Below are 26,576 nucleotides of genomic sequence, written 5' to 3' on the forward strand. Positions count from 1 at the left end.
TGATGAATTTCTCAAAAGTCTATTATTTTCATATACTTACGAAAACTTCTCAATCGAGGACACCACATTTCCCCGGCATGATCGGGCCATTTTCCCAGCAGGAACAAAGCTGCAACCGGTTTCAGCTCCGAGTCGCTGTCGTCTGCGCTCATGTCCGGGCGAGTCGAGAGGGCTATTCGCTGCGATGTTTCGACTCGCCATACGCACCGGCAGGAGCTTTCTGCGATCGAGATACGCCTCGCACCGCGACTCAGGCGGGCCTCAACCGCTGGACCGCCGGCAGGCGGAGTGCCAGCAGGAGAAGGATCAGCCCCATGTAGATCAGCGGTTCCAGCTGGAAGCCTTTCACCAGCATCACATAGTGCAGGGCTCCGAACAGAGCGGCCGGGTAAGTCAACCGGTGAAGGCTACGCCATTTACCTCTCAAACGCCGGACCGAAGCGTTATTGGAGGTCAGAGCGAGCGGCAGCATCAGAACAAAGGCCGCCATGCCGATGGTGATATATGGGCGCTTAACAATATCGGCAAGAATCTGACCGAGCAGCTGCACATCCAACAGAAGCCAGACCAGCAGGTGACAGCTGACATAGAAGAAACACAAAAGACCGATGGCCCGGCGAAACCGCATCAGGTTCAGCCCGAGCAGCCGACGCAGCGGTGTCACAGCGAGGGTGACGACGAGCAGCTGAAGCGCCAGTTTGCCGTATTCATGCTCAAGCGCCTTGATCGGCTCAGGGCCAAGCGCGCCAGAGAGCCCCTGATAGAACAGCAGGCCTGCGGGCAGCACACCCAGCAGATAGATCAGCCAGATGGGCACGACCCGAATTGTATCGTTGATGCGCTGCATTCAGAAGTTCTTTGCCAGATCCATACCCTCGTAGAGCGCGGCCACCTCTTTTTCATAGCCGTTGAACATCAGGGTCGGCTCGCGGCGAGCAAAGAGCCCCCCGCCAATGCGGCGCTCGGTGGCCTGGCTCCAGCGGGGATGGTCCACATTGGGGTTCACATTGCTATAGAAGCCGTACTCGCCCGCATTTGCCATGTTCCAGCTGGTCTGCGGCTCTTGATCGGTGAGAGTCATACGGACAATCGATTTGATCGACTTGAACCCGTATTTCCACGGCACCACCAGTCGCAGCGGGGCCCCGTTCTGATTGGGTAGCGATTTGCCAAAGATGCCAGTGGCCATGATCGTCAATGGGTGCTGCGCCTCATCAAGGCGCAGGCCCTCCCGGTAGGGCCAGTCCAGCACCTTATAGGCTGTGCCGGGCATTTCCGACGGCCGGTAGAGGGTTTCGAAGGCGACGTATTTCGCGCCCTCCTGCACCCCGGCCAGATTGAGCAGATCCGCCAGTTCAAACCCCTGCCAGGGCACCACCATCGACCAGGCCTCGACACAGCGGAAGCGATAGATCCGGTCCTCAAGCGTCATAGCCTCCATGATCTGCTCCATGGAGTAGCTGCCCGGGCGCTCGACCAGGCCATCGATTTCGACGCTCCAGGGCTGGGTGGTCATCTGACCGGCATAGGCAGCCGGATCCCCCTTGCCGGTGCCGAACTCATAGAAGTTGCAATAGCTGGTCACGTCTTCCCAGCTGTTGGGTTCCAGCTCCGCCTCCGTTGCGGCCTGTGCGGTGCCGCCAGCCAACCCCGCCAGACCAAGCCCCGCAGCGCCGCCCAGACCGGCCATGATCTGGCGTCGGTTCAGAAAAGCCGAATAAGGCGTGACGTCGCCGTCACTCAGATCGTTCTTCCAGCGGTGGGCCATGCGGCGTCTCCTTAGTATGGGTATCTGCAGGATCTAAGCCAGCGGGCGGCACAGTCCAAAACATATCCTCTCACGTCTCCGCGATGGCACTGTAACCTGGCATAAGCTCATTCATCGGCCGGCTGCGCCCATCTTCCTGCATGATCCTGACATGTCGGCGGCGCAGCTGACGCGGTTCGGTCACGCCAACGGAATGCGCGATGGTTTCAACCTCATGGATGATCTCCTTGGCATAGCGTGCGACGCGGGTGGATTTTTCCTCGACCACCAACCCCTTTTGCAGGCGCTTGTCATGGGTTGTGATACCTGTCGGACAGCTGTTGCGGTTACACTTCAGCGCCTGAATACAGCCCAGCGAGAACATGAATCCCCGCGCCGAGGTCACAAAATCGGCGCCTGCCGCCAGCGCCCAGGCAACATCGCCCGGATTGACCAGCTTGCCAGAGGCGATGAGGCGAATGCGGTCCTTCAGCCCGTATTCATCGCGCAGATTGCACGCAAGCGGCAGTGCCTCCCGGACAGACATCCCAACCAGATCAATCAACGGCATAGGTGCGGCTCCGGTTCCGCCCTCGCCACCGTCCACGGTGATGAAATCCGGCGCGCTGTCGTCCCTGCGGGCGGCAATATTCAGAAACAGCTCGCGCAGGGCCGTCTCAGCACCGACCACCAGCTTTATCCCCACCGGCTTGCCTGTGACTTCCCGAAGATGCGCGATCATATCCAGCAGCTGATCGTAATTGGCAATCTCCGGATGCCGATTGGGGGAGATGCTGTCCTCGCCTTCCGGGATGCCGCGTATCTCGGCAATCTGCTGGGTGACCTTGGCCGCGGGAAGGATCCCACCCTTGCCGGGTTTTGCCCCCTGCGCCAGCTTCAGCTCAAACATCCGCACCGCATCATGGGCGGCAACCTTGCGCAATTGTTCGTCGCTCAGCCCGCCGTTCTCATCGCGCACGCCGTATTTGGCAGTACCAATCTGGAACACCACATCGCAGCCCCCCTCCAGGTGATAGGGACTCAGACCACCCTCGCCGGTGTTCATCCAGACACCGGCCTCTTTTGCCCCATGGCTGAGGGCACGGACGGCCGGCGCAGAGAGCGCCCCATAACTCATGCCGGAGATATTGAAGAACGAGGGTGCCATATAGGGCTGGCGGGCGGTTGGCCCGATCAGGCGCGGCTCGCAACAGGCCTTGCCCTCATCCAAGGCCGGAAATGCCGCATTCACGAAGATTGGCGTCCCCGGCACGTTCAGATTGCGGGTCGAGCCGAAGGCGACGGTATTCCCCTTTCCTTCTGCGGCACGTCCCACCCATTCGCGCTGCGCGCGGTTGAAGGGCATCTCCTCGCGGTCCATGGCAAAGAAATACTGGCGGAAAAACTCTCCCAAGGTGCTGAACAGGCCGCGAAACCTACCGATCACCGGATAATTGCGGCGCACCGCGTCCTCGGTCTGCACCCGATCAACCACGAACAGCCCCGCAGCCACCAATGCCAGCGCCCCCAAAGCAAAGACAAAGGCATATGCGAGGAATTCTATGGCATTTGCCGCGAAACCCATGCAAAAACTCCTATATGATAATGGAACGCGCTGCCCATCGGCCCGTTCGCCCTAGACCAAATTGGTGTATTCCACCGGGCGGGCAAGTCACCTTTGATCACATTGGGAGAGGACCATGACAAAATCCACCGTAATAACCGCTGCATTTCGCACGGGACGCCGCTTCGCCAGCTTTCTGTCGCTGGGTTACGGGGCATTCATCGCGTTATCCCTCCCGGTCACGGCCGAGCCGACAATAACGGCGGATATGGTCAGCTATCAGACCGATCTCGCCTTCGATGATGTCACCTTTGGGCTGGAAAGCGCGATCACCAATCGTGGGTTTGTGGTCGATCATATCAGCCATGTGGGAGAGATGCTGGAGCGGACGCGCGAGGATGTCGGCTCTGACGTCGTTCTGTTCCAAAAGGCCGAGGTCTATTCTTTCTGCTCCGCCAGCCTGTCGCGCAAGGTGATGGAAGCCAATCCGATGAATATCACCTTCTGCCCCTACGATATCTTCGTCGCACAGCAGCCCGGCAGCGAGATCACGACAATCGGCTTTCGCGCTTTCCCTGATGGCGACATGCAGCTGATCCAGTCGTTGCTGAATGACATCGTCCTGGAGGCAATCGAGGAGTAAGACCCATCGTTTGAGTTTTTCCGCTGCCTCCTGGCGCTGGCTTTGATAGTCTGATCACCACGGAAATTGACAGCGGACAGATCCTGCATGAAGTCCATCCTTGTTTCGCTTCTGCTGCTCGCGGGCACGATGATCGCTGCCTGCGCACCGGGCACGGACACCCAATCGGATGAGGTCGGCCAGCTTCGCCACGCGATTGAAGCACTTGGCCCGCAAGTCGATCCGGAAGAAGCGGCCAGAGCCGCGCTGATTGCCTATCGCCACGCTACCGCGCTTGCGCAGGAGTATAAGGTGACAACCTCACCGATCCTGCACAACACCCTCGTCAATACCGGCGTCAAACAACGCGGCCTTTGTTATCATTACGCCGAGGACATGCAGGCCCGGCTGCAAAGCGAAGGGTTTCAAAGCCTTACGGTTCTACGGGCCATCGCAGAGCCAAGAAACAGCTTTCGGATTGAACACAGCAGCGCCGTGATCGCCCCGAAGGGAGCGGATATCTACGGCGGCATCGTGCTGGACCCATGGCGCTATGGTGGCAGGTTGTATTGGTCCGCAACGGCCAAGGATCCCCGGTATGACTGGGAACCCCGCCTGACCGTCCTGCGGCGCAGAGGGGCCACGGCCGTGATGGCCAGAAATTGAACAGCCGCGCATAGCAATGAGCAGACATTTATAAGAGAGGCCCGCCGGATCGGCGGGCCTTCCTTCTTCGTGTCAGCTTAGTGCACCACCGCATCATCGGGGCGCGGCCGATCGGTGGAGCCGATGCGATCGCCGATGATCAGACCTTCGACACCGGCACTTACAGGCACCGTGTCGCCATCGCGGATATCTCCGGCCAGAAGCATCTCCGCCAATGGGTTCTGCAAGACCCGCTGGATCACCCGTTTCAACGGGCGGGCGCCGAACACCGGATCATATCCTTCATCCGCCAGCCACGTCTTTGCACCCTCATCCAGCTCAAGCACGATCTTGCGACCCACAAGCCGCTTTTCAAGCCGCGCCAGCTGTAGCGTGACGATGCCATCCATGTCCTTGCGTCCCAGGCGATCAAAAATGATCGTCTCATCCAGACGGTTCAGGAATTCAGGACGGAAATGCGCACGCACCGCGTCCATCACATCCCGCTTGGCATCGGCGGCATCCGCCCCATCCGGTAGCTGGCTGAGCGCCTGCGCACCGAGGTTGGAGGTCAGGATAATCAGAGTCTGTTTGAAATCGACGGTCCGCCCCTGTCCATCGGTCAGCATCCCATCGTCCAGCACCTGCAACAGCACGTTAAAGACATCCGGATGGGCCTTCTCCACCTCGTCAAACAGAACAACCTGATAGGGTTTGCGCCGGACGGCCTCGGTCAGCACGCCCCCCTCATCATAGCCGACATATCCCGGAGGCGCGCCGATCAGGCGGGCTACCGAATGTTTCTCCATGAACTCGGACATATCCACGCGCACCATGGCGCTGTCATCATCGAACAGAAACTCAGCCACCGCCTTTGTCAGCTCGGTCTTGCCGACACCGGTCGGACCAAGGAACAGGAACGACCCCAGCGGGCGGTTCTCGTCATTGAGCCCGGCTCGGGCGCGCCGCACCGCATTGGCCACAGCCGTGACCGCAGTGTCCTGACCAATCACACGACCATGCAGATCCGCCTCCATCCGCAACAGCTTCTCGCGCTCGCCCTCGAGCATCTTGGATGTCGGGATCCCGGTCCAGCGCTCGACCACGCCGGCGATTTGCTCCGGACGAACGGCCTCTTCGACCATCAAACCGTTACGGTCAGAGGCTTCAGCCTCGCTCAGCTGCTTTTCCAGACCTGGAATAACGCCGTAGGACAGCTCCCCTGCGCGGGCGAGGTTGCCTTCACGTTTGGCTGCATCCAGATCCGCTCGCGCACGGTCCAGCCGCTCCTTCAGCTCACGGGCCGAAGCCAGCTTGTCCCGCTCGGACTGCCACTGTGCGGTCATCTCTGCGGATTTCTCCTGCAGGTCCGACAGCTCTTTCTGCAGGGTATCCAGCCGATCCTTGGAGGCCGCGTCATCCTCGAGTTTCAACGCCTCTTCCTCGATCTGCATCTGCAGAATCTGACGGTCGAGCGCATCCAGCTCTTCTGGCTTGCTGTCGACCTGCATCCGCAGACGCGCCGCAGCCTCATCAACAAGGTCAATCGCCTTGTCCGGCAGGAACCGGTCGGTGATGTAGCGATGCGACAGGGTGGCCGCCGCCACCAGCGCCGCATCCGCGATACGGACACCGTGGTGCAGCTCGTATTTCTCTTTGATGCCCCGCAGGATCGAAATAGTGTCTTCCACAGTGGGTTCCGTCACCATGACAGGCTGGAACCGCCGGGCAAGCGCCGCGTCTTTCTCAACGTATTTGCGGTACTCATCCAGAGTGGTTGCGCCGATACAGTGGAGTTCGCCCCGCGCCAGCGCCGGTTTGATCAGGTTGGCCGCATCCATCGCGCCATCGGATTTACCCGCGCCAACCAGCGTGTGCATTTCATCGATGAACAGAATGATTTCGCCTGCGGCGTCGGTCACTTCGGTCAGCACCGCCTTGAGCCGTTCCTCAAACTCGCCCCGGTATTTGGCCCCGGCAATCAATGCGCCCATATCAAGCGAGAGCAACTGTTTGTCACGCAGGGATTCCGGCACATCGCCATTGACGATGCGCAGCGCCATACCTTCGGCAATCGCAGTTTTACCAACCCCCGGCTCACCAATCAGCACCGGGTTGTTCTTGGTCCGGCGGCTCAGCACCTGCATAGCGCGGCGAATTTCCTCGTCGCGGCCGATGATCGGGTCAATCTTGCCCTCGCGCACAGCTTCGGTCAGATCTCGGGCATATTTCTTGAGCGCGTCATAGCCATCTTCGGCACTGGCACTGTCTGCCTTGCGCCCCTTGCGGATGTCATTCACCGCCTCATTCAGCGCCTGGGCGGTCACGTGACCAGCCGCCAGCGCTTCCTTGGCTTTGGATTTCACCATGCACAGCGCCATCAGCACCCGCTCGACAGGGACAAAGCTGTCGCCAGCCTTCTCGGCAATCTTGGCCGCTTCATCCAGCACCTTGGCGGTCTGGCCGTCCAGATAGATGTCTGCGGAATTGCCCTGCACCTTCGGCAGCTTCGAAACCGCAAGTTCCAGCGCCTGGACCACCTGGGTCGGGTTACCACCGGCGCGGGTGATCAGATTGCTTGCCAGCCCCTGGTCATCATCCATCAGCGCCTTCAACAGGTGCTCCGGCATCAGCCGCTGGTGATCTTCACGTCGGGCAATCGTCTGGGCCGCCTGCACAAAACCACGCGCCCGTTCAGTGAACTTGTTCAAGTCCATCTTGCTCTCCTTATATAAGCGCCCCCTTTTCTGGTGACGCCCGCTCTGCGGCACGTCCCGGTCGGGGCCTCCTGTCCAATGTGGGAGGTCTTATCCTCTCTTCAAGGCTACTATGCGGCAAATATGTCACCAAATCCCTGACCCAGATCAACCGCTTGCTCATTCAGCCACTCCCTCGATCGGTTTGTCGCACCCTGCCACCGCCCCGCCGGGCCCGTTTTTCCCTTTCCCAACCGAGGCGGCGGCACTAAAAGCAGTGCGATCCCAAGACCACCCCTACCGTCACACGGCCTGAACCGCCGCACAAAAGACGAGGAACCTTCATGTCCGCTTCTTCCACCAGCCACTCTTCCCCTGACGCCAAAGCCGACGACCGGCTGATCGTTGCACTGGACGTGCCCAATGCGCTTGCCGGGCTTCAGCTGGCCGACACGCTTGGTGACGCGGTCTCCTTCTATAAAATCGGATTGGGGATGCTGACCGGTGGTGGTCTGGCGCTTGCGAATGAGCTGAAACAGGAGCGCGGCAAACGAATTTTCCTCGATATGAAACTGTTTGATATCAGCGCCACGGTTGAGGCCGCGGTTCGGGGGCTGGCCCAGTTCGACCTCGACTTTCTCACAGTGCATGGCGACCCCCATGTGGTGCGCGCAGCCAAGGAAGGTGCCGCCGGCACAAGTCTCAAGATCCTTGGTGTCACCATTCTGACCTCGCTGGACCGCTCCGATCTGGATGAAGCCCTGATAAAATCAGGCGACATTCCCGATCTGGTACAAGAGCGCGCGGGGCTAGCTCTCGCGGCCGGGGCCGATGGCGTAATCGCCAGCCCGCAGGAAGCGGCGCTGATCCGCGCCCTGCCAGAAGCCACAGGCAAGTTGATCGTCACCCCCGGCGTCCGCCCTGCCGGTGCGGCGCTTGGAGATCAGAAAAGGGTGGCAACCCCAGCAAGTGCGCTGGAGGCCGGCGCCGATCATATTGTGGTCGGTCGCCCGATCTGGGCAGCAGACGCCCCGCGCAGCGCCGCCGAAGATATTCTGGCCAGTCTGCCACGGTAAACCGGCCCCCGCCTGCGGCGCGTCCCACACGGCATCAGTTACACTTATTCAACACGGGCAACCCGTCGGCACAGATCTGCCCGACGGGTTTTCTGGTCAGATTGACCCGAAGGCGGCGGGCAGACCCACTCGCCACTCAAAGATCTGGCCGAAATAAAACTTTTCATCAGATCCATACTGGACGGGAATTCTGCCACATTTGCGCCAAGATTACCTAAGGTCAACCTACAGTATTACAACAGTATTTTGCGTTTCACCGCAGCAAATTGCGCCCTTTTGTCCTGTGCCCGCAAAAGCACACAATCAAAGGCAGAATTACATAATCCTGCCTTACAGCCTTTGCCCAGCGGTCAAAATGACCGACCCTATACGGGAGACACTCCCCTGACGGCCTTGCTCTTCCTGAGGTTCGTCACCTCCCCCGCTACAGCAGCGGGGGTTCTTTCTTTTCAGCCCCGGATATTCAGCCGCTGACAGGCGATCCGCCAAGGGTGATACCGCACATTTTATCCTATGCCACCAGCTTTGGCAGGGCGTGTCAGGTAGCTTTGCAGATATTCCGCAAAATGCGGCACCGCCAGCTCATGCCCGATGTACCACTCAGGACGCACCAGCGCCCAGCTCTGACCTTCATCGCCCAGCCGAATGTCGTGCTCCCGCGCGGCCGACAGATGCGCGACAAAGAACCAGACGACACCATTGCGCCGCTCATAGCTTTGCCGCCACACCAGATCCACCTCCTGCACGACCAGCCCAACCTCTTCTTCCGTTTCGCGCAGCGCGCAGGTTTCCGGTGTTTCCTCGCCTTCGCGCCCGCCGCCTGGGAAATCCCAATGGCCGGGGTAGGGAATATGCGGATAGGCATCACGCTCGATCACCAGCAGCCTATCGCCAATGAAAAGCGCCAGCTTGGCGCCGTTGAATGTCATTGCTGCTCTCACCATGTCAGATGATCTAAAGACAATTGCTGTGGCAGAGGCTACTCTGAGCGCCCCCGCAGCACCATCAGATTCCCCGACCCTTTCGGCCTCAACGCCTCCGCCCCATGTCAGACCAATCGCACATACCGCCCGATCACACGGCTCCGTCTGAGCTGGAGACGCCCAGCCATGCGCCCCGGCGCCTGCAGGTGCTGTGCCGGGAGTGCTTGTCCTATGGTGTCCTCAAACCAAAAAACGGCCAGACACCAAATCCAAAGCGCTGCCCAAGCTGCCAGAGCCCACGGATCAAGGCGCACCCGGAGCTGTTCTCGCTGTCGATTGCACATATGGACTGCGACGCCTTCTACGCCAGCGTTGAGAAACGCGACAATCCCGAGCTTGCCGACAAACCGGTGGTGATCGGGGGCGGGCGGCGTGGTGTCGTCTCTACGGCCTGCTATGTGGCGCGCATTCGCGGTGTGCGATCGGCCATGCCGATGTTTCAGGCGCTCAAGCTTTGCCCGGACGCCGTGGTGATAAAGCCGCGAATGAATGTCTATGTCGAGGTCAGCCGCCAGATCCGAGCGATGATGGATGAGCTGACGCCGGATGTGGAACCCCTGTCGCTGGATGAGGCCTTCATGGATCTGTCTGGCACCCAGCGGCTGCATGGTGCGCCACCTGCGGTGATGCTGGCACGGCTGGTCAAACGCATGAAGGACGAGCTGGGCGTGACAGGATCAATCGGGCTGTCACACAACAAATTCCTGGCAAAGGTCGCCTCCGACCTCGACAAACCGCGCGGATTCTCGGTGATTGGCAAAGAGGAGACAGCCGATTTCCTGAAAGACAAACCGGTGCGCCTGATATGGGGTATCGGCCCAGCCGCTCAGGCGTCGCTCGACAAAGCCGGCATCCGCAGTTTTTCGGATTTGCTGCGCTGGGACCGCACTGATCTGAACGCGCGGTTCGGCTCAATGGGGGAACGGCTCTGGCATCTCGCGCGCGGGCAGGACCGGCGGCGGGTGTCGGCCAATGCGCCGGTGAAATCCATATCGAACGAAACCACCTTCTACGAGGACACCGCAAGTCTGGAGGTGCTGGACGGTCACCTGTGGCGGCTGGCCGAAAAAGTCTCTGACCGCGCCAAAGCCCGACAGCTTGCAGGGCGGGTGGTGACGCTGAAGCTGAAGCGCGCCAATCACAGCAGCCTCACCCGGCGGCAATCTCTGCGAGATGCGACCCAGATTGCCGACATGATCTACCGAACGGCGCGGGCGCTTCTGGATCAGGTCGGCGACGAAGGCCCCTATCGGCTACTTGGCTGCGGCATCTCCGAGCTGGTGCCCGAAACGCAGGCCGATATCACCGGCGACCTTCTGGATCCACAGGCCGGGCAGCGCGCAAAGGCGGAGCGGGCCACGGATGCAATTCGCGAACGCTTCGGCAAATCGGCCATCCAGAAGGGTCGCGCCCTGCGCTGAACAGCCGCCTGTGTTTATTCCGCAGCCAGCGGCATCGGTTCACAGTTCAGCTGCGACAGCTCGGCAATCACATCGGACAGCACCTTTTGCAGCGCTGCAAAATCAGAGGTTTTCTCAATCCGCGCCTCATCCATATAGAGTGAGCGGTCAATCTCGACCTGCACCGCGTGCTGCGCCCGTGACGGGCGCCCGTAGGTCTGTGTGATATAAGCCCCGGCAAAAGGCGTGTTTCGCGCGACTCGCAAACCTGCGCCAACAAACGCCGCTTCGACCCGGTCCATGATCTCGGCCGAAGCTGCCGCGCCGAAACGATCGCCAAGCACAACATCCGGCAGCCCAGCCCCCCGCCGTCCTGCGGCCGAAATCGCTTCGTGCGGCATCGAATGACAGTCAATCAGCACGGCCTGGCCAAAGCCGATGCGGGCCTGGTCCAGTAGCTGCTGCAAAGCCGCGTGGTAGGGGCGCCAATAGGTGGCAATCCGGTGGCTTGCTTCAGCCCGGTTCAGCTTGCCATGATAGATCGCCCGCCCATGGGCCACCACGCGCGGCACCACCCCCAGGCCAGAGGCCACACGCGGGTTCTGCCCCCGCTTGATGACGCCTTCGATCAGCGCCGGATCCAGCTCTTCGGTTGAACGATTGAGATCGACATAGGCCCGTGGCGCCCGCGCGGTCAGCAGGGGCATCCCGAATCGCGGCGCGGCGGCAAACAGCTCATCCACGAAGGCGTCTTCTGAACTGCGCAGCTGCAAAGGATCGAGAATCGTCTGCGCCAGAAAAGCCGCGCTGTAATCCGATCCGCTATGCGGCGAGGCAAAAACCACTCCAGACCGCAATTCCTGTGGCATTTCCACCAAATATACTGTGTCAGACATGCAGGCTCCGGCGGCTCAAATACAAGAAACAGCATAGACCGGAAATTTCTGCGGTCAAAAGCTCTTGCACCCCTCTCCGACTCATTTTATAGACCCCCTCACCGGCGCGGTCATCCGCGCCCCTTTCAATTTGGGGCCGGCCGAAAGCGTGGGTATTCATGGGCGATTAGCTCAGTGGTAGAGCACTTCGTTGACATCGAAGGGGTCACAAGTTCGAACCTTGTATCGCCCACCATGAATTCATTGCTCTGGTCCTACGATCGGAGCCCCGCAACCCAGGCGCTGGTTCGCGCCGCAGAACAGGAGATAGGCCATGAAGGTCAAGAACTCGCTCCGCTCGCTCAAGAACCGGCACCGTGATTGCCGCGTTGTGCGTCGCAAGGGCCGTGTCTATGTGATCAACAAGACCCAGCGCCGCTTTAAAGCACGCCAGGGCTGATCGCCAGACGCAGCATAGCTGATTTGAGAAAACCGCATCTTCGGATGCGGTTTTTTTGTGTTTTCAGGCCTCTCTTGCCGGTGACCTCAAGAGGGCTGTAACGGCCCATCTCTTTTTCTGATCGTTTTTGTCAGTTTTGCTTTGCATTTTTTGTGAAACTCTTTATCTGAGCAAATCAGTCGGGTTCGACGCCAGTGGCCAAGATCCCCCCGAGTGTTTTGAATAGATGGGAAGTACCATGCTGAAATCGACCACCATTCTTGCAGGCGCTTTGGTCGCCGCCGTCGCAACATCCGCCGCTGCCGAGGGTGAGCTGAACCTCTACTCCTCGCGCCACTACGATACCGACGAACGGCTCTATTCCGACTTCGAAGAGGCCACCGGCATCACGATCAACCGGATCGAAGGCAAGGCTGACGAGTTGATCGCCCGGATGAGCGCCGAGGGCGCGAACTCCCCCGCCGATATCCTGCTGACAGTTGATACATCGCGTCTGGCACGTGCCAAGAACGAAGGCCTCCTTCAGGCCATCGACAGCGACATCCTGGAAGCCCGCGTTCCCGGCTACCTGCAGGATGCGGACAACCAGTGGTTCGGCTTCTCCCAGCGTGCGCGCATCATCTTCTTTGACAAGGCAGATGTCGCCAACCCGCCGAAGACATATCTCGACCTCGCGGATCCCGCCTACAAAGGTCAGATCTGCATCCGCTCTTCGACCAATACCTACAACCAGACTCTGCTGGCCTCCATCGTCACGCATCACGGTGAAGAAGCCGCAACCGACTGGGCAAAAGGCGTCGTTGCCAACATGGCCCGCGCGCCCCAGGGCGGCGACACCGATCAGCTGCGCGGCATCGTCTCCGGCGAGTGCGAAATCGCCGTTGGCAACAGCTACTACTTCGCCCGCTCCATCCGCAAAGACGTGAAAGGTCTGTCCGCCGAACGTGACATGATCGGCTGGGTCTTCCCTGCGCAGGACGCAGAAGGCGCCCACATGAACCTGTCCGGTGGCGGTGTTGCAGTGAACGCACCGAACAAGGAGAACGCGATCAAGTTCCTCGAATACCTCGCCTCCGATCAGGCGCAGCAGTATTTCTCCGCAGGCAATGATGAGTACCCGGCGGTTCCGGGTGTTGCGCTTGCGCCCAGCATTGCGGCGCTCGGCCACTTCAAACCCGATGACGTGCAGCTGTCGGACGTAGCGCAGAACATCCCCACCGCACAGAAGATCTTCAACCAGGTGGGTTGGGAGTAACTGACCCGGTCGCTGCAAGGCCGAGCAGCCACCGCAGCCGAATAACGGGAAAGGCGCAGGAGACTCTCCTGCGCCTTTCTTGTTTTCCAACGCGGCAGTCGTCTGTCTATTCTGCCGGTGAAATCTGGTCACTTGATCCATGCTGACCCTTCGGCGCGAGGCGCGACAGGCCATAGGCGACGACATAGAGACCCAACCCGAACGAGAAATGCGACATCAGGCTCTTCAGCCGCGCAATGTCCGGGTTCGGTTTGTTCGAAGCCATGATTCCGGCCCCCAAGGCAGGCTGCAAGATGAAGAATGGCGCAACCACCGTCACCAGACCAAAAAGAATCGGCGCAACCGGCCCCGGCTTCAGCAGCTGGCGCTGCCCGCCAAACGCAACAAACAGCGCCGCAAAAATCACGCCCACAACATAATGCGCAGTCCAGCCGATTGCGGCCTCATTCGCCACCGGCGGGACCTTGCCGATGCTTTCATGGGTGAAGATCCCATCCGGCATGTACCCCAGCCAGCGCCCCACCACGGCAAAATTGCTTTGCGGCACGCCAAATAGCGCATCGGCGACGACGGCCCACAGATCCATGAAGGCGGTTGCCCCCACCCCCAGCAGAACAATGCGGATTATCAAGTCATTGCGGTTCAACACGGCATCCATCCCTCTTGTGTGATTTTGGCTCCCGCAGGGGAAATCCACCCTCGGGTCACAGTGATTTTAGGTGCTGAGGACCGTCGGCCGCCAATTGCATTGTCTGAGGTACCCCCCCAGCAAAGCCGATACGAACGCGAAAACCGCCGAATGACCGCTATCCAAGGTCCTTTACCTCACGTCGCGCCGTGGGTGGACGGGCTGGAAAAGACCACCTATAGCTTCGGGTCGAATTCACAGATGCAGAGCGAGAAACTAGCCATGCGTGACCACAATACTCCATCGGGTGAATACCAATGACACGTATTCCGGTCACCATCATCAGCGGCTATCTCGGCGCTGGAAAAACCACGTTGATCAACCGTCTGCTGAGCGATGATCATGGGTTGCGCCTGACTGTTCTGGTCAATGATTTTGGGCGCATCAACATTGATGAAAGCCTGTTGCAGGACGGAACCTCACAGACCATCGCATTGAGCAACGGCTGTGTCTGCTGCACCCTGGGCGAAGATCTGACCGCCGCGCTGCATCGTATTCTGGCCGAGGGCAGCCGCCCGGATCATATCGTGATCGAGGCCAGCGGCCTCTCCGATCCGGTCGCCATTGCCAACACCGTGGTGAACGAGAGCCAGCTGTCCTATGGCGGCATCATCACCGTCGCCGATGGCGAAAACCTCTGCGATCTGCTGAACGACGATCTGCTGCGCGAGCAGACCAGTCAGCAGATCCGTGCCGCGGACCTGGTGCTGATCAGCAAATGCGACGCCCCTTCTGACGCTGTTATGACCCGGCTGGACGAGCTGGGGGCCCGCACGCCGACGATTCTCGAAGACGCCCCGATTGCCGACCTGCTGTTTGACGTGGTCCCGCTGCCGGTTGGCAGGGCAACTGCAAAATCCGCCCACCACGCCTATGCGACCTGGCACCACCGCAGCGCCGAGCCGATGGATCGGTGCCGCCTGGGTGATAAGCTGGCAAACCGGCCAAGCGGGATCTATCGGATGAAGGGATTTATCCTCACCAATGGCGGCGGCTATGAGCTGCATGTGGTTGGTCGGCAGGTCTCGGCCAAGCGCTGCGATGCCGAGGAAACCGTTCTGGTTGCCCTTGGCCCGGCGGCCCGGATTTCCCGTGAGGAAATCGAGGCTTGGTGGCAGAGCTAAAGGCCGGCGCCACGCCGCCAGCATTGATAGCCTAGCTGCGTCGGCCCACTTGCCTGCAAATCAGAATCACCGGCAACAGCCCGACCAGCATGATGACCAGCGATGGCACTGCCGCGCCCTCCAGCCGCTCATCCGAGGCCAGCCGGTAGGCCTGCACTGCCAGTGTGTCATAGTTGAAAGGACGCATAATCAGCGTCGCTGGCAGCTCTTTCATCACATCGACAAAGACAATCAGCAAAGCCGTCATCAGGCTGGGCGTCAGGATAGGCAGGTGAACCCGGCGCAACATACCCAGCGGGCTTTGCCCCAGCGAGCGGGCAGCCGCATCCATATTGGCATGAACGGTGGCCTGCCCTCCCTCATAGGCACCCAATGCCGCCGCCAGAAAGCGCACCATATAGGCCGCCACCAGCAGCCAGATCGACCCGGTAATCAGCAGTCCGGTCCTGATCTCGAAATTCGCCCGCATCCAGGCATCCAAAGCGTTATCAAAGGCTGCAAACGGCACCATCAGCCCAACCGCGATCACCCCGCCCGGCACCGCATAGCCGAGCCTTGAGACGTAACCGGCAAGAGCAGACGGCCGACCCGGACGCAGCCGTTGGTAGAAGCCGAGGCAGACCGCCGCCATCACGGTAAGGACAGCCGCCGTCGTCGCCAGCGTCACTGAATTCTGCAGGAAGCCCAGATACCGTTTGCTCAGCAGGTTCTGCTCCGACTCAAGCCCCATCTGCGCCAGGATCACTACTGGCAGCAGGAACCCGAGAAGGACAGGCAGGACGCACAGCCCAAAGGCCAGAGCCGCCTTCGCCCCATGCAGCTCCACCGGCGGCATCTTGGCCTGATGCTTGCCCGCATGATGATAGCGCGCACGACCTCGCGTTGCGCGCTCCGCTACTGCCAGCGTCAGCGCAAATCCCAGAAGACAGAGCGCCAGCTGCGCCGCACCCGCCCGGTCGGCCAGCGAAAACCAGCTGGTATAAATCCCTGTCGCAAAGGTCTGCACGCCAAAATAGCTCACCGTGCCGAAATCAGCGATGGTTTCCATCACCGCCAGCAGAACACCGGACGCAATCGCGGGGCGCGCCATGGGCAGGCTGACCCGCCAGAAGGCCTGTAGCGAGGTATTGCCAAGTGCGCGCGCCGCCAGAAACGCACCCGCGCTTTGTTGCAGAAAAGCCGCCCGAGCCAGCAGGTAGACATAGGGGTAAAGCACCAGCACCAGCATCACCGCCGCCCCTCCCACAGAGCGGATCTCCGGGAACCAATAGTCGCGTGGTCCCCAGCCTGTCATCTGCCGAAAGGTGGTCTGCACGATGCCGGGATGATCCAGAACAAAGGTATAGGCATAGGCCAGCACATAGGCCGGGAAGGCCAGCGGCAGGATCAGAACCACCTCCATCACGCGCACGCCCGGAAACCGGGTCATAGTGACCAGCCAGGCCGCTCCTACCCCAACCAGCCCGGTTCCCAGCGCCACCAGAAAGACCAGAACCAATGTGGTACCGGCATAACCCGGCAAGACAGTTTCCATAAGATGCCGGATCGTATCGGTGCCACCGGTCAGAGCGGCCAGCGCAACCGCCAGCATTGGCAACAGACAGGACAGGGCCACAACCCAGCCCACCGTCGCAAACAGCGCCCCCCCCGGTTTCTTCCGCCGCCCACGTGTCCGATTAGGCGCATCCGCCGACGGGACGGCGCCGGCCGTTGCTGCGCCATCGAAAATCGGCGCCCTAGCGGAGCGCTTGGCCTCTGTGGAGGTGGGGGAGATGGGTGTGATCTTTGGCATAGATACGGGACTACCTCAGTGCAGCCCTCTATTTCGATCATTTTCGTCGGAAATACCAGCGACAAAGCCAAAGCGCAGCCATTCGCCGCGCCTCTCTCTATCGCTGTTGCTGTCACAAAAACTGGCGCAACCGGTGGGAGGAGCCCGGTTGCGCCAGCAGATACCCTGATCGGGTGGTGTCCCCACAGGAAAGGGGATCAGTCGTAGCTGCGCTGGTCCTCGATCACCAAACCGTCCTTGGGCAGGGCACCGGGCGCGACCACTTCCACGCGCCCTTTCAGCTTCAGCACCTCCACGACCGAGCGCGAGAAGGCGGTTTCGTCCCCATCCTGTGCCTCGATCTGAACGGTCATCGCATCCATCTCGCCATCACGGCTGGCGATAACGCGTGCCTTTACGATCTCGGCATGTTTGTCGACCAGCGCGGCGACCTGTTCCGGGCGTACAAACATGCCCTTGATCTTCGTGGTCTGGTCCGCACGGCCCATCCAGCCCTTGATCCGCATATTGGTGCGTCCACAGGGAGATTCGCCCGGCAGAACCGCACTCAGATCGCCAGTCGCAAACCGAATGAGCGGATAGTCGGGATTGAGCGTGGTGACGACAACCTCGCCGACGTCTCCGGCGGCCACAGGGGTGCCGGTGCCGGGGGTGACGATTTCGACGATAACCTGCTCATCGACGATCATCCCCTCCATCGCCGCGCTTTCATAGGCGATATTGCCCAGATCCGCCGTCGCATATGACTGCAGACAGGAAATCCCGCGATCGGCATATTCCTGACGCAGGGAGGGGAACAGCGCACCACCGCCCACTGCCGCTTTGGTAAAGCCCAGCTTGACGCCCATGGCATCGGCCTTATCGAGGATCACCTTCAGATAGTCCGGCGTCCCGGCATAGGCCGTCGCCCCGACGTCACGCGCCGCAGTGACCTGCAATTCCGTCTGACCGGTGCCCGCAGGCAATACGGCTGCACCAACCGCACGCGCGCCGTTCTCAAAGATCATCCCGGCAGGTGTCAGATGGTAGCCGAAACAATTCTGCACCACATCGCCAACACCGATCCCGGCCGCATGCAGGAACCGTCCCATGCGCCACCAGTCATGATCCACACCACCCGGTTCGTAAATCGGACCAGGCGACTGGAAGATATGGGCAAACCCGCTGGCCGGTTTCACGGTGAACCCGCCAAAGGGCGGATGCGCGGCCTGCGCCTTGCTCAGATCCGATTTGCGCAGCACAGGCAGAGCCGCCAGATCCTCCGGGCTGGTGATTGTCGCCGCATTTACAGAACGCAGGCTTTCGCCATAACCCGGCGCGGCCATAGCACGGGCAATCTGTTGCGGCAGCTGTTCCGCCAAATCAGCGGCACGGGCGTCTGCACTGCGGGTCTCAAGGCTGTCAAAATATGTCATGTCAGCACCCCGCCTCAGCTCAACCACCGCTTCCGGCGGCGGTATGACCGCACATCCCGGAAACTCTTGCGTCCTTCGTCGGACATCCCGAGGTAGAATTCCTTCACATCCGGGTTCTCGCGCAGCTCAGCCGCCGGGCCATCCATGACCACACGGCCAGACTCCAGGATGTAACCATAGTGCGAATACCGCAGCGCGACATTGGTGTTCTGCTCAGCCAGAAGGAAGGTCACCCCTTCGTTTTCATTGATCGACTTCACGATTTCAAAGATCTGCTCCACCAGCTGAGGTGCCAGCCCCATGGACGGCTCGTCCAGCAGGATCGTCTCAGGGCGGCTCATCAGGGCGCGCCCCATGGCCACCATCTGCTGCTCCCCGCCGGAGGTATAGCCGGCCTGACTGCGGCGGCGTTCCTTCAGGCGCGGGAAATAGCTGTAGACCATTTCAAGATCGCGCTGGATGTTCGCATTGCCATCGCTGCGCGTATAGGCGCCGGTCAGCAGGTTTTCCTCAACGGTCAGATGCTCAAAACAGTGACGGCCCTCCATCACCTGAATGACGCCTTTCTTGACCAGTTCGGCAGGATCGCGGTCCTGAATCCGCTCGCCCCGGTAGCTGATCGACCCCTTGGTGACCTCGCCCCGCTCCGAATGCAGCAGGTTTGACACTGCCTTGAGTGTTGTCGTCTTGCCCGCGCCATTGCCACCCAATAGCGCGGTGATCCCGCCCTTGGGCACCTTCAGGCTGACGCCCTTCAAAACGAGGATCACGTGGTTGTAGATCACTTCGATGTTGTTGACCTCAAGCAGGGTCTCTGCCTGAACATCGGTGGTTTTGGCTGTATCCAGCATCTGTTAATGTCCTCACGCGGTCCTGACCCGGTCGCCCTGTTCCGGGTCTGTCTGTGGGTGCGGCCCTTGCGCGCCGCACCGGATGATATGCGCGCCAGCAGCGACGCGGTTCGCCAGGTCCGCCCCCGACCGAAAGCCGGGGGCAGACCAAACTGCGTTACTTGCAGCCCACCTCAATGTTGTTTTCCTTGGCATAAGCCATGGAATCTTCCTCGATGAGAGGCTGGATCACGTCGCGATCGCTCGGGGCAAAGTCACTGATCAGGTTCCAGGTTTTGCTCGAGGCATCCCACTGGGTCATACCAACCAGGCCGGGGCCACCGTGGTTCTCGCAGGAGACGTTAAAGGACGGGCCGAAATACGGCATACCCAGCGCCGACATGCGCGCCTCGGGCATCTCCAGAGCTTCCATGCCGTCACGCATCATCGCCGGAGTGATGTCATTGGTGCCGTGGATCTCCTGTGCGGTCTTGGCCGCTTCAACGGCCAACATCGCCGCATACATGCCGCGGTTATAGAGCACGTTACCGATCTGATCGCCGGCACCAGCCGCAAGCCCCTTGTCAACGACATGCGTCTGGATGTCATCGAACACCGGGAAGTCACGACCAACACCGTGGAAAGTCACGGCCTTGTATCCATTGGCCTTATCGCCCGCAGCCATCACGTCATGCTCGGCGCCGGACCACCAGACACCGATGAAATTCTCCATCGGATAGCGAATGTTGGCGGCCTCCTGAATGGCAACCTGGTTCATGACACCCCAGCCCCACATGATCACGAAATCCGGGCGATCACGGCGAATTTGCAGCCACTGGGACTTCTGTTCCTGACCGGGGTGATCCACCGGCAGGGTCGACAGGGTGAAGCCGTGCTTCTTGGACAGCTCTTCCAGCGTGCGGATCGGCTCTTTGCCGTAGGCGGAGTTATGGAACAGCAGCGAGATTTTCTTGCCGTTCAGATCACCGCCGTTTTCCTCAAGCAGATAGTTGATGATCCCTGACGCACCATCCCAGTAGTTGGCAGGATAGTTGAAGACATTGCTGAACACTTCGCCATTGGCTGCCGATGTCCGGCCATAGCCCATGGTGTGCAGCGGGATGCCGTCCGCCGTAACTTTCGGGATCAGCTGATAGGTGATGCCGGTGGACAGCGGCTGATAGACCAGCGCGCCTTCGCCTTTGGTCGCCTCATAGCATTCCACACCTTTTTCCGTGTTATAGCCGGTCTCGCATTCGATGACCTTGGCCTTCACACCATTGATGCCGCCGTCACGCTCGTTGACCAGGGTAAAGTAATCCGCATAGCCGTCGGCAAAGGGGATGCCACCGGCGGCATAGGGGCCGGTGCGATAGCTCAGCGACGGGAACACCAGGTCTGCCATCGCAGGGCCAGCGGCCATCATGGCGCCCAGCGCCAGAGTCGTCAGTTTCATTTTCATCGGGTCTCATCCTCCCTTGAATTGTCCGATGTGGGTCGAAACGGGGTTTGATCTTGTTGTTTCCCCGCGGTCTTGCCTGGCTGACCCCGCTTAGTGCGGGAACGGCCAGAGTCTCAGTTTTTCTTTGGCAACGCGCCACAGCTGGGCGATGCCATGCGGTTCGGCGATCAGGAAGATCACGATCAACGCACCAACAATCACCAGCTGAATATGGGCGACGATATCGGTGGGCCAGCCCAGCACATCAACGCCGACAACCTTCAGAACCACCGGCAGCAGCACCAGGAACGCCGCCCCGGCAAAGGAGCCGAAAATCGACCCCAGACCGCCGATGATCACCATGAACAACACCAGGAACGACTTGTTGATGCCAAAGGCCTCGCCGACTTCAACCGCACCAAGATAGACGGAAAAGAACAGCGCGCCGGAGACACCGATAAAGAAGCCCGACACACCAAAGGCCGACAGCTTGGCCTTCAGCGGGTTCACTCCGATGATCTCGGCGGCGATGTCCATATCACGGATCGCCATCCAGCTGCGCCCAATCGTGCCACGGGTCAGGTTGCGGGCCACCAGTGCGCAAAACGCCAGGAAAATCAGGCTGAACATATAGGTGGCCCAGGCCGGAGCATTGGGGCCGGTGATGAGGATGCCGAACACATCCCGCTCAGGCGCGCTGATCTGGCCGGAGGCCGAGTAGTTGTAGAACCAAGGCACCCGGTTGAAGAGCCACACCAGAAAGAACTGCGCCGCCAGTGTCGCCACCGCCAGATAGAACCCCTTGATGCGCAGCGACGGCAGGCCAAAGGCGATGCAGACCAGCGAAGTGATCCCGCCCGCCAGCAACACATGAATGAACATGCTCACCTCTGGAAAGGCAGTCATCAGCTTGTAGCAGGCATAGGCCCCCACCGCCATGAAACCACCGGTGCCCAGCGACACCTGACCACAATATCCCACCAGGATATTGAGGCCGATCGCCGCGATCGAATAGATCAGAAACGGCAGCAGAATGGCGTTGGCCCAATAGTCATTTATCACAAAAGGAACCACCAGAAACGCCAGTGCCAGCACCACATAATAACGGATCCGGTCGAATTTGATCGGGAAGGTCTGGCTGTCATCTTGGTAGGAGGTTTTGAAATCTCCGGCTTCACGATAGAACATGACTCAGATGCTCCCTTCTTGCTGCGCGCGGTTTCTAAGACCCGCGTCGAGTTGATTTGTCTTGCTGGCGTAACCGCTTAACTCGGCAGCACGGGCCAGTCGCAGATAGGCAAGAACCCCGGTAATCAGCCCCGCCGCCGCCAACAGCGATGCTGTGACCATCTGTGCTTCGGAAAACCCTTCGGCGGTCAGCGCCAGATATCCAAAGGCCCAGAACCCGGCCCAGGCAATGACATTGATGATGGCGATCAGCTTCGTCATCGGCCGCCTCCGGCGTTAACCATTTCTTCGGATTTCTGGCTTTCGCCACATTTCGTCCAAATCTTTCTGCCACCTTCATCGTGGGAAAAGTGAGTGGGAACGATGAGTGCAATCTTGCAGGAAATCCGGCAGCTAGAGGCTGCGCGGGACAGGGGAGAGATATCTCCCGAGGAGTTCACAAAGGCCAAGACCCGGCTGTTGAACACGGTCGAGGAGGCAACGGTGCTGCCGCAGGCCAGCCGCCAACCAGTGGCTCGGACCGCAGTGCGGCCTTCAGGCGATGTTGCGCCGGGTGCCTGGGGCATGCTGCTGCTTGCGCTCTGCGCGGCGGCGGCCATGACGGTGCTTGTCGGACAGCTGATCGGCGATCTGACGATAGCCTTCACGCTGGTTGTCACCGTGTTTGCAGCCATCGTCATCGCGGCCTTCCGACGTCTGGAAGGCTGACGGAGCCACCGCGACGCGGTCCCGAAAGATCGGGGCCGCACGCCATGCCAAGGCGCATCAGACCCGTTCAATGATCTTCTCCCCGAACAGACCTTGCGGGCGGAACACCAGGAACAGCAGCGCCAGAACATAGGCAAACCAGTTTTCCGTCGCGCCCCCGACCATCGGGCCGACCATGAATTCGAACAGTTTTTCGCCTACGCCAATGATCAGCCCGCCAACAATTGCGCCGGGGATCGAGGTGAAACCGCCCAGCATCAATACCGGCAGGGCCTTCAGCGCGATGAGCGACAGCGAGAACTGCACGCCGGACTTCGTGCCCCACATGATCCCGGCGACCAGCGCGACAAACCCCGCGACAGACCAGACCAGTACCCAGATAAAGTTCAGTGAAATGCCAACCGACAGCGCCGCCTGATGGTCGTCGGCCACCGCCCGCATGGCGCGCCCCTGTTTGGTATATTGCGCAAAGGCCACCAGCCCCGCCACCAGCAGTGCCGCGATGATCGTCGCAACGATGTCGAGATTGTCGATGAAGAAACCATAATCAAAGATCTGATAGGTGGTCTCGTCGATCCACAGGTTGATGCCCTGCGGCAGACCGACGTCCAGCGTCTTGATCTCCGAGCCCCACATCAGATCCGCCACCCCTTCGAGGAAATAGGCAAGTCCAATGGTGGCCATAAAGAGGATGATCGGTTCCTGGCCAACCAGATGGCGCATCACGAATTGCTGGACCATCCAGGCCAGGAGAACCATCACCCCAACCGTCATGACGATCGCCACAAAGGACGGCACGGTCCAGCCAAAATGGGTGACATGCCCGCCAAAGATCGCGTTGATCACATGGGAGAACGGAACCTGCCCGTTCATGATCCCAACCAGAGTCATCGCGGCAAACAATGCCATCACGCCCTGGGCGTAGTTGAAGATCCCCGAGGCCTTGTAGATCAGGACAAACCCCAGCGCGACCAGCGCATAGAGCACTCCAGCCATCAGGCCATTCAGCGTGACCTCCATCGCAAAGACGAGTTGTTCAGGCATCCCGCTCTCCTCCTGCAAGTTTCCTCAAAGAAACTTGCCAAAAATTTTCGAAAATTTTTCCACCCAATCGCTCATCAGTCATGGCTGACCCCCAGATAGGCGTCGATCACATCCTGATTGTTGCGCACTTCCTCGGGCGTGCCGTCGCCGATCTTCTTGCCGTAATCCATCACGACAACCCGGTCGGACAGATCCATAACCACGCCCATGTCGTGTTCGATCAGCGCGATGGTGGTGCCAAACTCGTCGTTCACATCCAGGATAAAGCGGGACATGTCCTCTTTTTCCTCGACGTTCATCCCCGCCATAGGTTCATCCAGCAGCAGCAGCTTTGGCTCCGCCGCCAGCGCCCGCGCCAGCTCAACCCGCTTTTTCAGACCATAAGGCAGCCGTGCCACAGGCGTTTTGCGGATGTGCTGGATCTCAAGAAAGTCGATGATCCGCTCAACCGCCGCCCGGTTTTCGGTCTCCTCGGCCTCCGCCTTGCCACGCCAGATCGCCTGCTGAAGCAGATTGGTCTTCATAAAGTTGAGCCGCCCGGTCATCACGTTGTCCAGCACGCTCATCCCGTCAAACAGCGCGATATTCTGGAATGTCCGGGCGATGCCCTGACGGGCCACCTCGTAGGGGCGCATCTGCGGGCGGGGTTTGCCGCGAAACAGAACTTCGCCTTCCTGTGGGACATAAAAGCCCGAGATCACGTTCAGCATCGAGGATTTGCCCGCACCGTTGGGGCCGATGATGGCCCGGATCTCGCCTTCGCGAATATCAAACGAGATATCCTTGATCGCCACCACGCCGCCAAAGCGCAGGGTGATGTTCTTCATCTCCATCACCACGCCGCCGATCTTGCGCCCGTCCTCGGTGATATAGCCGTCTTCCATATCCTTCACGACACCACGCCTTTCGCCTTGTTGGTTGATGTGCTGTGGCTCCGCGCCGCCGCCGACCGCATCGACGCAGCGCCTGTCATAATCCGTTTCATTGGGCAGCCACCGCTTGTGGGGTCACCGGTACGACCTTGGCATCAATGATATCCAGCGTGGCACTGATCGCGCCCTTGCGGCCATCTTCGTAAGTCACCTCGGTGCGTGTCGAAATCTGTGACGAGCCATCGTAAAGAGCCGCAATGATGTCGGCATATTTGTCTTCGACCACCACACGGCGGACCTTCCGCGTCCGGGTCATTTCGCCGTCATCTGCGTCCAGTTCCTTGTGCAGCACAACAAAGCGATGCACCTGGCAGCCGGACAGCATCCGGTCCTGAGCTACGGACTCATTGACCTTTTCCACATGCTCTTTGATGGATTGCAGAACTTTCGGATGCCCCGCCAGCTCCTGATAGGACGCATAGGCGATATTGTTCCGTTCTGCCCAGTTGCCGACTGCCGTCAGATCGATATTGATGAAGGCAACACAGCGGTCCCTGCCATTGCCGAACAGCACGACCTCCAGAATATCCGGATAGAACTTCAGCTTGTTCTCGACGTATTTGGGCGCAAACATCGCGCCATCCGCCATTTTTCCGACATCCTTGGCACGGTCGATAATGCGCAGATGGCCGCTGCCCTCTTCAAAGAAACCCGCATCACCAGTGGCCACCCAACCCTCGGCATCCTTGGTCGATGCCGTGGATTCCGGGTTGTTGTAATATTCAACAAAGGTGCCCGGCGACCGATAGAAAATCTCGCCATTCTCGGCGATCCTGATCTCCACATCCGGGGCCGGAACCCCCACCGTATCTGCGCGCACCTCGCCATCAGGCTGCACGGTGATGAACACCGTCGCCTCTGTCTGGCCGTAGAGCTGTTTGAGGTTGATGCCCAGACTGCGGTAGAAATCAAAGATTTCCGGCCCGATTGCCTCACCCGCAGTGTATCCGACGCGAATACGGCCATAGCCCAGCGTATCCTTCAACGGACCGTAGACCAGCAGATCGCCCAGCTTGTACTTCAGCCGGTCCATCAGGCCTACCGGACGCCCGTCGAGAATGTCGCCGCCCACCTTTTTTGCATGTGCCAGGAAGTGGTGGAACATCTTGCGCTTCAGCGTGCTCGCGTCTTCCATACGGATCATCACGCTGGTCAGCTGGCCTTCAAAGACACGTGGCGGCGCAAAGAAATAGGTCGGACCGATCTCGCGAAGGTCGGTCATCATCGTTTCGGCGCTTTCGGGACAGTTCACGCAGAAGCCGCACCAATAGGCCTGCCCGATCGAGAAAATGAAATCCCCGACCCATGCCATCGGCAGATAGGACAGGATGTTCTCTCCCGCCGTCAGCCGGTCGAACTCCGCCGAGTTCTTGGCGCTTTCGATCACGTTGCGGTTGGACAGGACGACACCCTTCGGCTTGCCCGTGGTGCCGGAGGTGTAGAGCATGACGCAGGTGCTGTCGTAGGTCAGCTTGGCCTTGCGGGCTTCCAGATCGGGGGCCCATTCGTCGCGTGCCGCGCGGCCCTGATCCTGAACGTGGGAATACTGATGCAGCGCATGGTGATCATATTTGCGCATACCACGCGGATCCAGATAGATGATCTGCTCCAGATTGCTCAGCTCTTCCTGAACCTCGATGACCTTATCGACCTGTTCCTGATCACCCGCGATCACAAACCGCGCACCGCAATGGCCCAGTACATAGGCCATCTCTTCCGCCACCGCGTCCTGATAGAGCGGCACCGGCACCGCGCCCACGGATTGTGCCGCAACCATCGCCCAGTAGAGATACGGACGGTTGCGCCCGATGATGGCGATAAAGTCGCCTTCGTTGACGCCCAGATTGATCAACCCAAGCGCCAGCGCCTCGATCTCCTTCTGGGTTTCGGACCAGGTCCAGCATTGCCAGATGCCGAATTCCTTTTCCCGATAGGCTTGGCGATCGCCAAACTGCGCCGCATTGCGTTCAAGCAGCGCCGGCAGGGACATCATCCCTGCGGCACCCGACTGCGTCTGAGCCACGTTCTTTCTCCTCCCCTTTCCGACCCATGCGGCCGGACTGATCGCTAACCGCGATTCTGATCCCGATT

At 59.9% G+C, this 26,576-nt stretch carries 24 protein-coding genes and 1 tRNA gene; 9 read left to right on the forward strand and 16 right to left on the reverse strand.

Going from position 1 to position 26,576, the window contains the following annotated elements:
- Positions 1 to 250: 250 nt before the first annotated feature.
- From msrQ to VWY75_RS18470, 3 genes are all read right to left on the reverse strand, one after another.
- A complete protein-coding gene (msrQ, locus tag VWY75_RS18460) occupies positions 251 to 847 on the reverse strand; it encodes a protein-methionine-sulfoxide reductase heme-binding subunit MsrQ (protein WP_340546851.1) in 597 nt (198 codons plus the stop codon).
- A complete protein-coding gene (gene msrP, locus VWY75_RS18465) occupies positions 848 to 1,768 on the reverse strand; it encodes a protein-methionine-sulfoxide reductase catalytic subunit MsrP (RefSeq protein ID WP_416537831.1) in 921 nt (306 codons plus the stop codon).
- Positions 1,769 to 1,838: 70 nt separating this feature from the next.
- Entirely contained in the window at positions 1,839 to 3,332 is a 1,494-nt protein-coding gene (locus VWY75_RS18470; protein ID WP_416537830.1) for an FMN-binding glutamate synthase family protein, read from the reverse strand.
- A gap of 115 nt (positions 3,333 to 3,447) precedes the next feature.
- Between VWY75_RS18470 and VWY75_RS18475 the strand changes: the two genes are divergently transcribed.
- Positions 3,448 to 3,954, forward strand: a complete 507-nt coding sequence (locus tag VWY75_RS18475; protein WP_416537829.1) for a DUF302 domain-containing protein — start codon at positions 3,448 to 3,450, stop codon at positions 3,952 to 3,954.
- Positions 3,955 to 4,041: 87 nt separating this feature from the next.
- Positions 4,042 to 4,599, forward strand: coding sequence for a hypothetical protein (locus VWY75_RS18480; RefSeq protein ID WP_416537828.1), 558 nt, complete (start codon positions 4,042 to 4,044; stop codon positions 4,597 to 4,599).
- A gap of 77 nt (positions 4,600 to 4,676) precedes the next feature.
- Here VWY75_RS18480 and clpB read toward each other — a convergent pair whose 3' ends face one another.
- Positions 4,677 to 7,295, reverse strand: coding sequence for an ATP-dependent chaperone ClpB (gene clpB / locus VWY75_RS18485; RefSeq protein ID WP_416537827.1), 2,619 nt, complete (start codon positions 7,293 to 7,295; stop codon positions 4,677 to 4,679).
- 323 nt (positions 7,296 to 7,618) lie between these two features.
- On the opposite strand from clpB, the gene pyrF reads away from it, so the two are divergent.
- Positions 7,619 to 8,350 (forward strand): orotidine-5'-phosphate decarboxylase, encoded by a 732-nt coding sequence (gene pyrF, locus VWY75_RS18490; RefSeq protein WP_416537826.1) that lies wholly within the window; start codon positions 7,619 to 7,621, stop codon positions 8,348 to 8,350.
- Between the two features lie 506 nt (positions 8,351 to 8,856).
- Here the strand turns inward: pyrF and VWY75_RS18495 are convergent.
- The gene (locus tag VWY75_RS18495; RefSeq protein ID WP_416537825.1) at positions 8,857 to 9,279 is read right to left on the reverse strand and encodes an NUDIX hydrolase; all 423 of its coding nucleotides are present in this window, start codon (positions 9,277 to 9,279) and stop codon (positions 8,857 to 8,859) included.
- 194 nt (positions 9,280 to 9,473) lie between these two features.
- Here VWY75_RS18495 and VWY75_RS18500 point away from each other — a divergent pair, with 194 nt between their 5' ends.
- A complete protein-coding gene (locus VWY75_RS18500) occupies positions 9,474 to 10,754 on the forward strand; it encodes a DNA polymerase IV (protein ID WP_416537833.1) in 1,281 nt (426 codons plus the stop codon).
- A 14-nt stretch (positions 10,755 to 10,768) separates the two neighbouring features.
- Here VWY75_RS18500 and VWY75_RS18505 read toward each other — a convergent pair whose 3' ends face one another.
- Positions 10,769 to 11,629 carry an N-formylglutamate amidohydrolase gene (locus VWY75_RS18505; RefSeq protein ID WP_416537824.1) on the reverse strand — a complete coding sequence of 287 codons (861 nt, stop codon included), beginning with the start codon at positions 11,627 to 11,629 and terminating at the stop codon, positions 10,769 to 10,771.
- Between the two features lie 160 nt (positions 11,630 to 11,789).
- Between VWY75_RS18505 and VWY75_RS18510 the strand changes: the two genes are divergently transcribed.
- The 3 genes from VWY75_RS18510 (at position 11,790) to VWY75_RS18520 (ending at position 13,323) form a co-directional block, all read left to right on the forward strand.
- A tRNA-Val gene (locus VWY75_RS18510) sits at positions 11,790 to 11,864 on the forward strand.
- A gap of 78 nt (positions 11,865 to 11,942) precedes the next feature.
- Positions 11,943 to 12,068 carry a type B 50S ribosomal protein L36 gene (gene ykgO, locus VWY75_RS18515; protein ID WP_008562923.1) on the forward strand — a complete coding sequence of 42 codons (126 nt, stop codon included), beginning with the start codon at positions 11,943 to 11,945 and terminating at the stop codon, positions 12,066 to 12,068.
- Positions 12,069 to 12,306: 238 nt separating this feature from the next.
- Entirely contained in the window at positions 12,307 to 13,323 is a 1,017-nt protein-coding gene (locus tag VWY75_RS18520) for a Fe(3+) ABC transporter substrate-binding protein (protein ID WP_340546860.1), read from the forward strand.
- 106 nt (positions 13,324 to 13,429) lie between these two features.
- Here VWY75_RS18520 and VWY75_RS18525 read toward each other — a convergent pair whose 3' ends face one another.
- Complete coding sequence (locus VWY75_RS18525; protein WP_416537823.1) at positions 13,430 to 13,972, reverse strand: DUF2938 domain-containing protein; 543 nt, start codon at positions 13,970 to 13,972, stop codon at positions 13,430 to 13,432.
- A gap of 296 nt (positions 13,973 to 14,268) precedes the next feature.
- Between VWY75_RS18525 and VWY75_RS18530 the strand changes: the two genes are divergently transcribed.
- Positions 14,269 to 15,135, forward strand: coding sequence for a CobW family GTP-binding protein (locus VWY75_RS18530; RefSeq protein WP_340546862.1), 867 nt, complete (start codon positions 14,269 to 14,271; stop codon positions 15,133 to 15,135).
- A 31-nt stretch (positions 15,136 to 15,166) separates the two neighbouring features.
- Here the strand turns inward: VWY75_RS18530 and VWY75_RS18535 are convergent, their stop codons facing one another.
- The 6 genes from VWY75_RS18535 to VWY75_RS18560 all read right to left on the reverse strand — a co-directional run bounded on the left by VWY75_RS18535 (position 15,167) and on the right by VWY75_RS18560 (position 22,062).
- Entirely contained in the window at positions 15,167 to 16,927 is a 1,761-nt protein-coding gene (locus VWY75_RS18535; RefSeq protein ID WP_416537822.1) for an ABC transporter permease, read from the reverse strand.
- 197 nt (positions 16,928 to 17,124) lie between these two features.
- Complete coding sequence (locus VWY75_RS18540; protein WP_340546864.1) at positions 17,125 to 18,342, reverse strand: phenylacetate--CoA ligase family protein; 1,218 nt, start codon at positions 18,340 to 18,342, stop codon at positions 17,125 to 17,127.
- A gap of 14 nt (positions 18,343 to 18,356) precedes the next feature.
- On the reverse strand, positions 18,357 to 19,193 hold the full coding sequence (locus tag VWY75_RS18545; protein WP_024098644.1) for an ABC transporter ATP-binding protein: 837 nt from the start codon (positions 19,191 to 19,193) through the stop codon (positions 18,357 to 18,359).
- 157 nt (positions 19,194 to 19,350) lie between these two features.
- A complete protein-coding gene (locus VWY75_RS18550) occupies positions 19,351 to 20,634 on the reverse strand; it encodes an ABC transporter substrate-binding protein (RefSeq protein WP_340546865.1) in 1,284 nt (427 codons plus the stop codon).
- A 90-nt stretch (positions 20,635 to 20,724) separates the two neighbouring features.
- The gene (locus VWY75_RS18555; RefSeq protein WP_340546866.1) at positions 20,725 to 21,801 is read right to left on the reverse strand and encodes a branched-chain amino acid ABC transporter permease; all 1,077 of its coding nucleotides are present in this window, start codon (positions 21,799 to 21,801) and stop codon (positions 20,725 to 20,727) included.
- A 3-nt stretch (positions 21,802 to 21,804) separates the two neighbouring features.
- Positions 21,805 to 22,062: a hypothetical protein gene (locus tag VWY75_RS18560; RefSeq protein ID WP_340546867.1), complete on the reverse strand. Its 258-nt coding sequence runs from the start codon at positions 22,060 to 22,062 to the stop codon at positions 21,805 to 21,807.
- 102 nt (positions 22,063 to 22,164) lie between these two features.
- On the opposite strand from VWY75_RS18560, the gene VWY75_RS18565 reads away from it, so the two are divergent.
- On the forward strand, positions 22,165 to 22,509 hold the full coding sequence (locus VWY75_RS18565) for an SHOCT domain-containing protein (protein WP_416536729.1): 345 nt from the start codon (positions 22,165 to 22,167) through the stop codon (positions 22,507 to 22,509).
- A gap of 57 nt (positions 22,510 to 22,566) precedes the next feature.
- On the opposite strand, the gene VWY75_RS18570 is transcribed toward VWY75_RS18565, so the two are convergent.
- From VWY75_RS18570 to VWY75_RS18580, 3 genes are all read right to left on the reverse strand, one after another.
- Entirely contained in the window at positions 22,567 to 23,553 is a 987-nt protein-coding gene (locus VWY75_RS18570) for a branched-chain amino acid ABC transporter permease (RefSeq protein WP_416536730.1), read from the reverse strand.
- A 74-nt stretch (positions 23,554 to 23,627) separates the two neighbouring features.
- Positions 23,628 to 24,437, reverse strand: coding sequence for an ABC transporter ATP-binding protein (locus VWY75_RS18575; protein ID WP_340547244.1), 810 nt, complete (start codon positions 24,435 to 24,437; stop codon positions 23,628 to 23,630).
- A 97-nt stretch (positions 24,438 to 24,534) separates the two neighbouring features.
- The gene (locus VWY75_RS18580) at positions 24,535 to 26,478 is read right to left on the reverse strand and encodes an AMP-binding protein (protein ID WP_416537832.1); all 1,944 of its coding nucleotides are present in this window, start codon (positions 26,476 to 26,478) and stop codon (positions 24,535 to 24,537) included.
- Positions 26,479 to 26,576: the final 98 nt, after the last annotated feature.

This window comes from Phaeobacter sp. JH20_08 (assembly GCF_048056635.1).
GTDB classification, from domain to species: domain Bacteria; phylum Pseudomonadota; class Alphaproteobacteria; order Rhodobacterales; family Rhodobacteraceae; genus Phaeobacter; species Phaeobacter bryozoorum.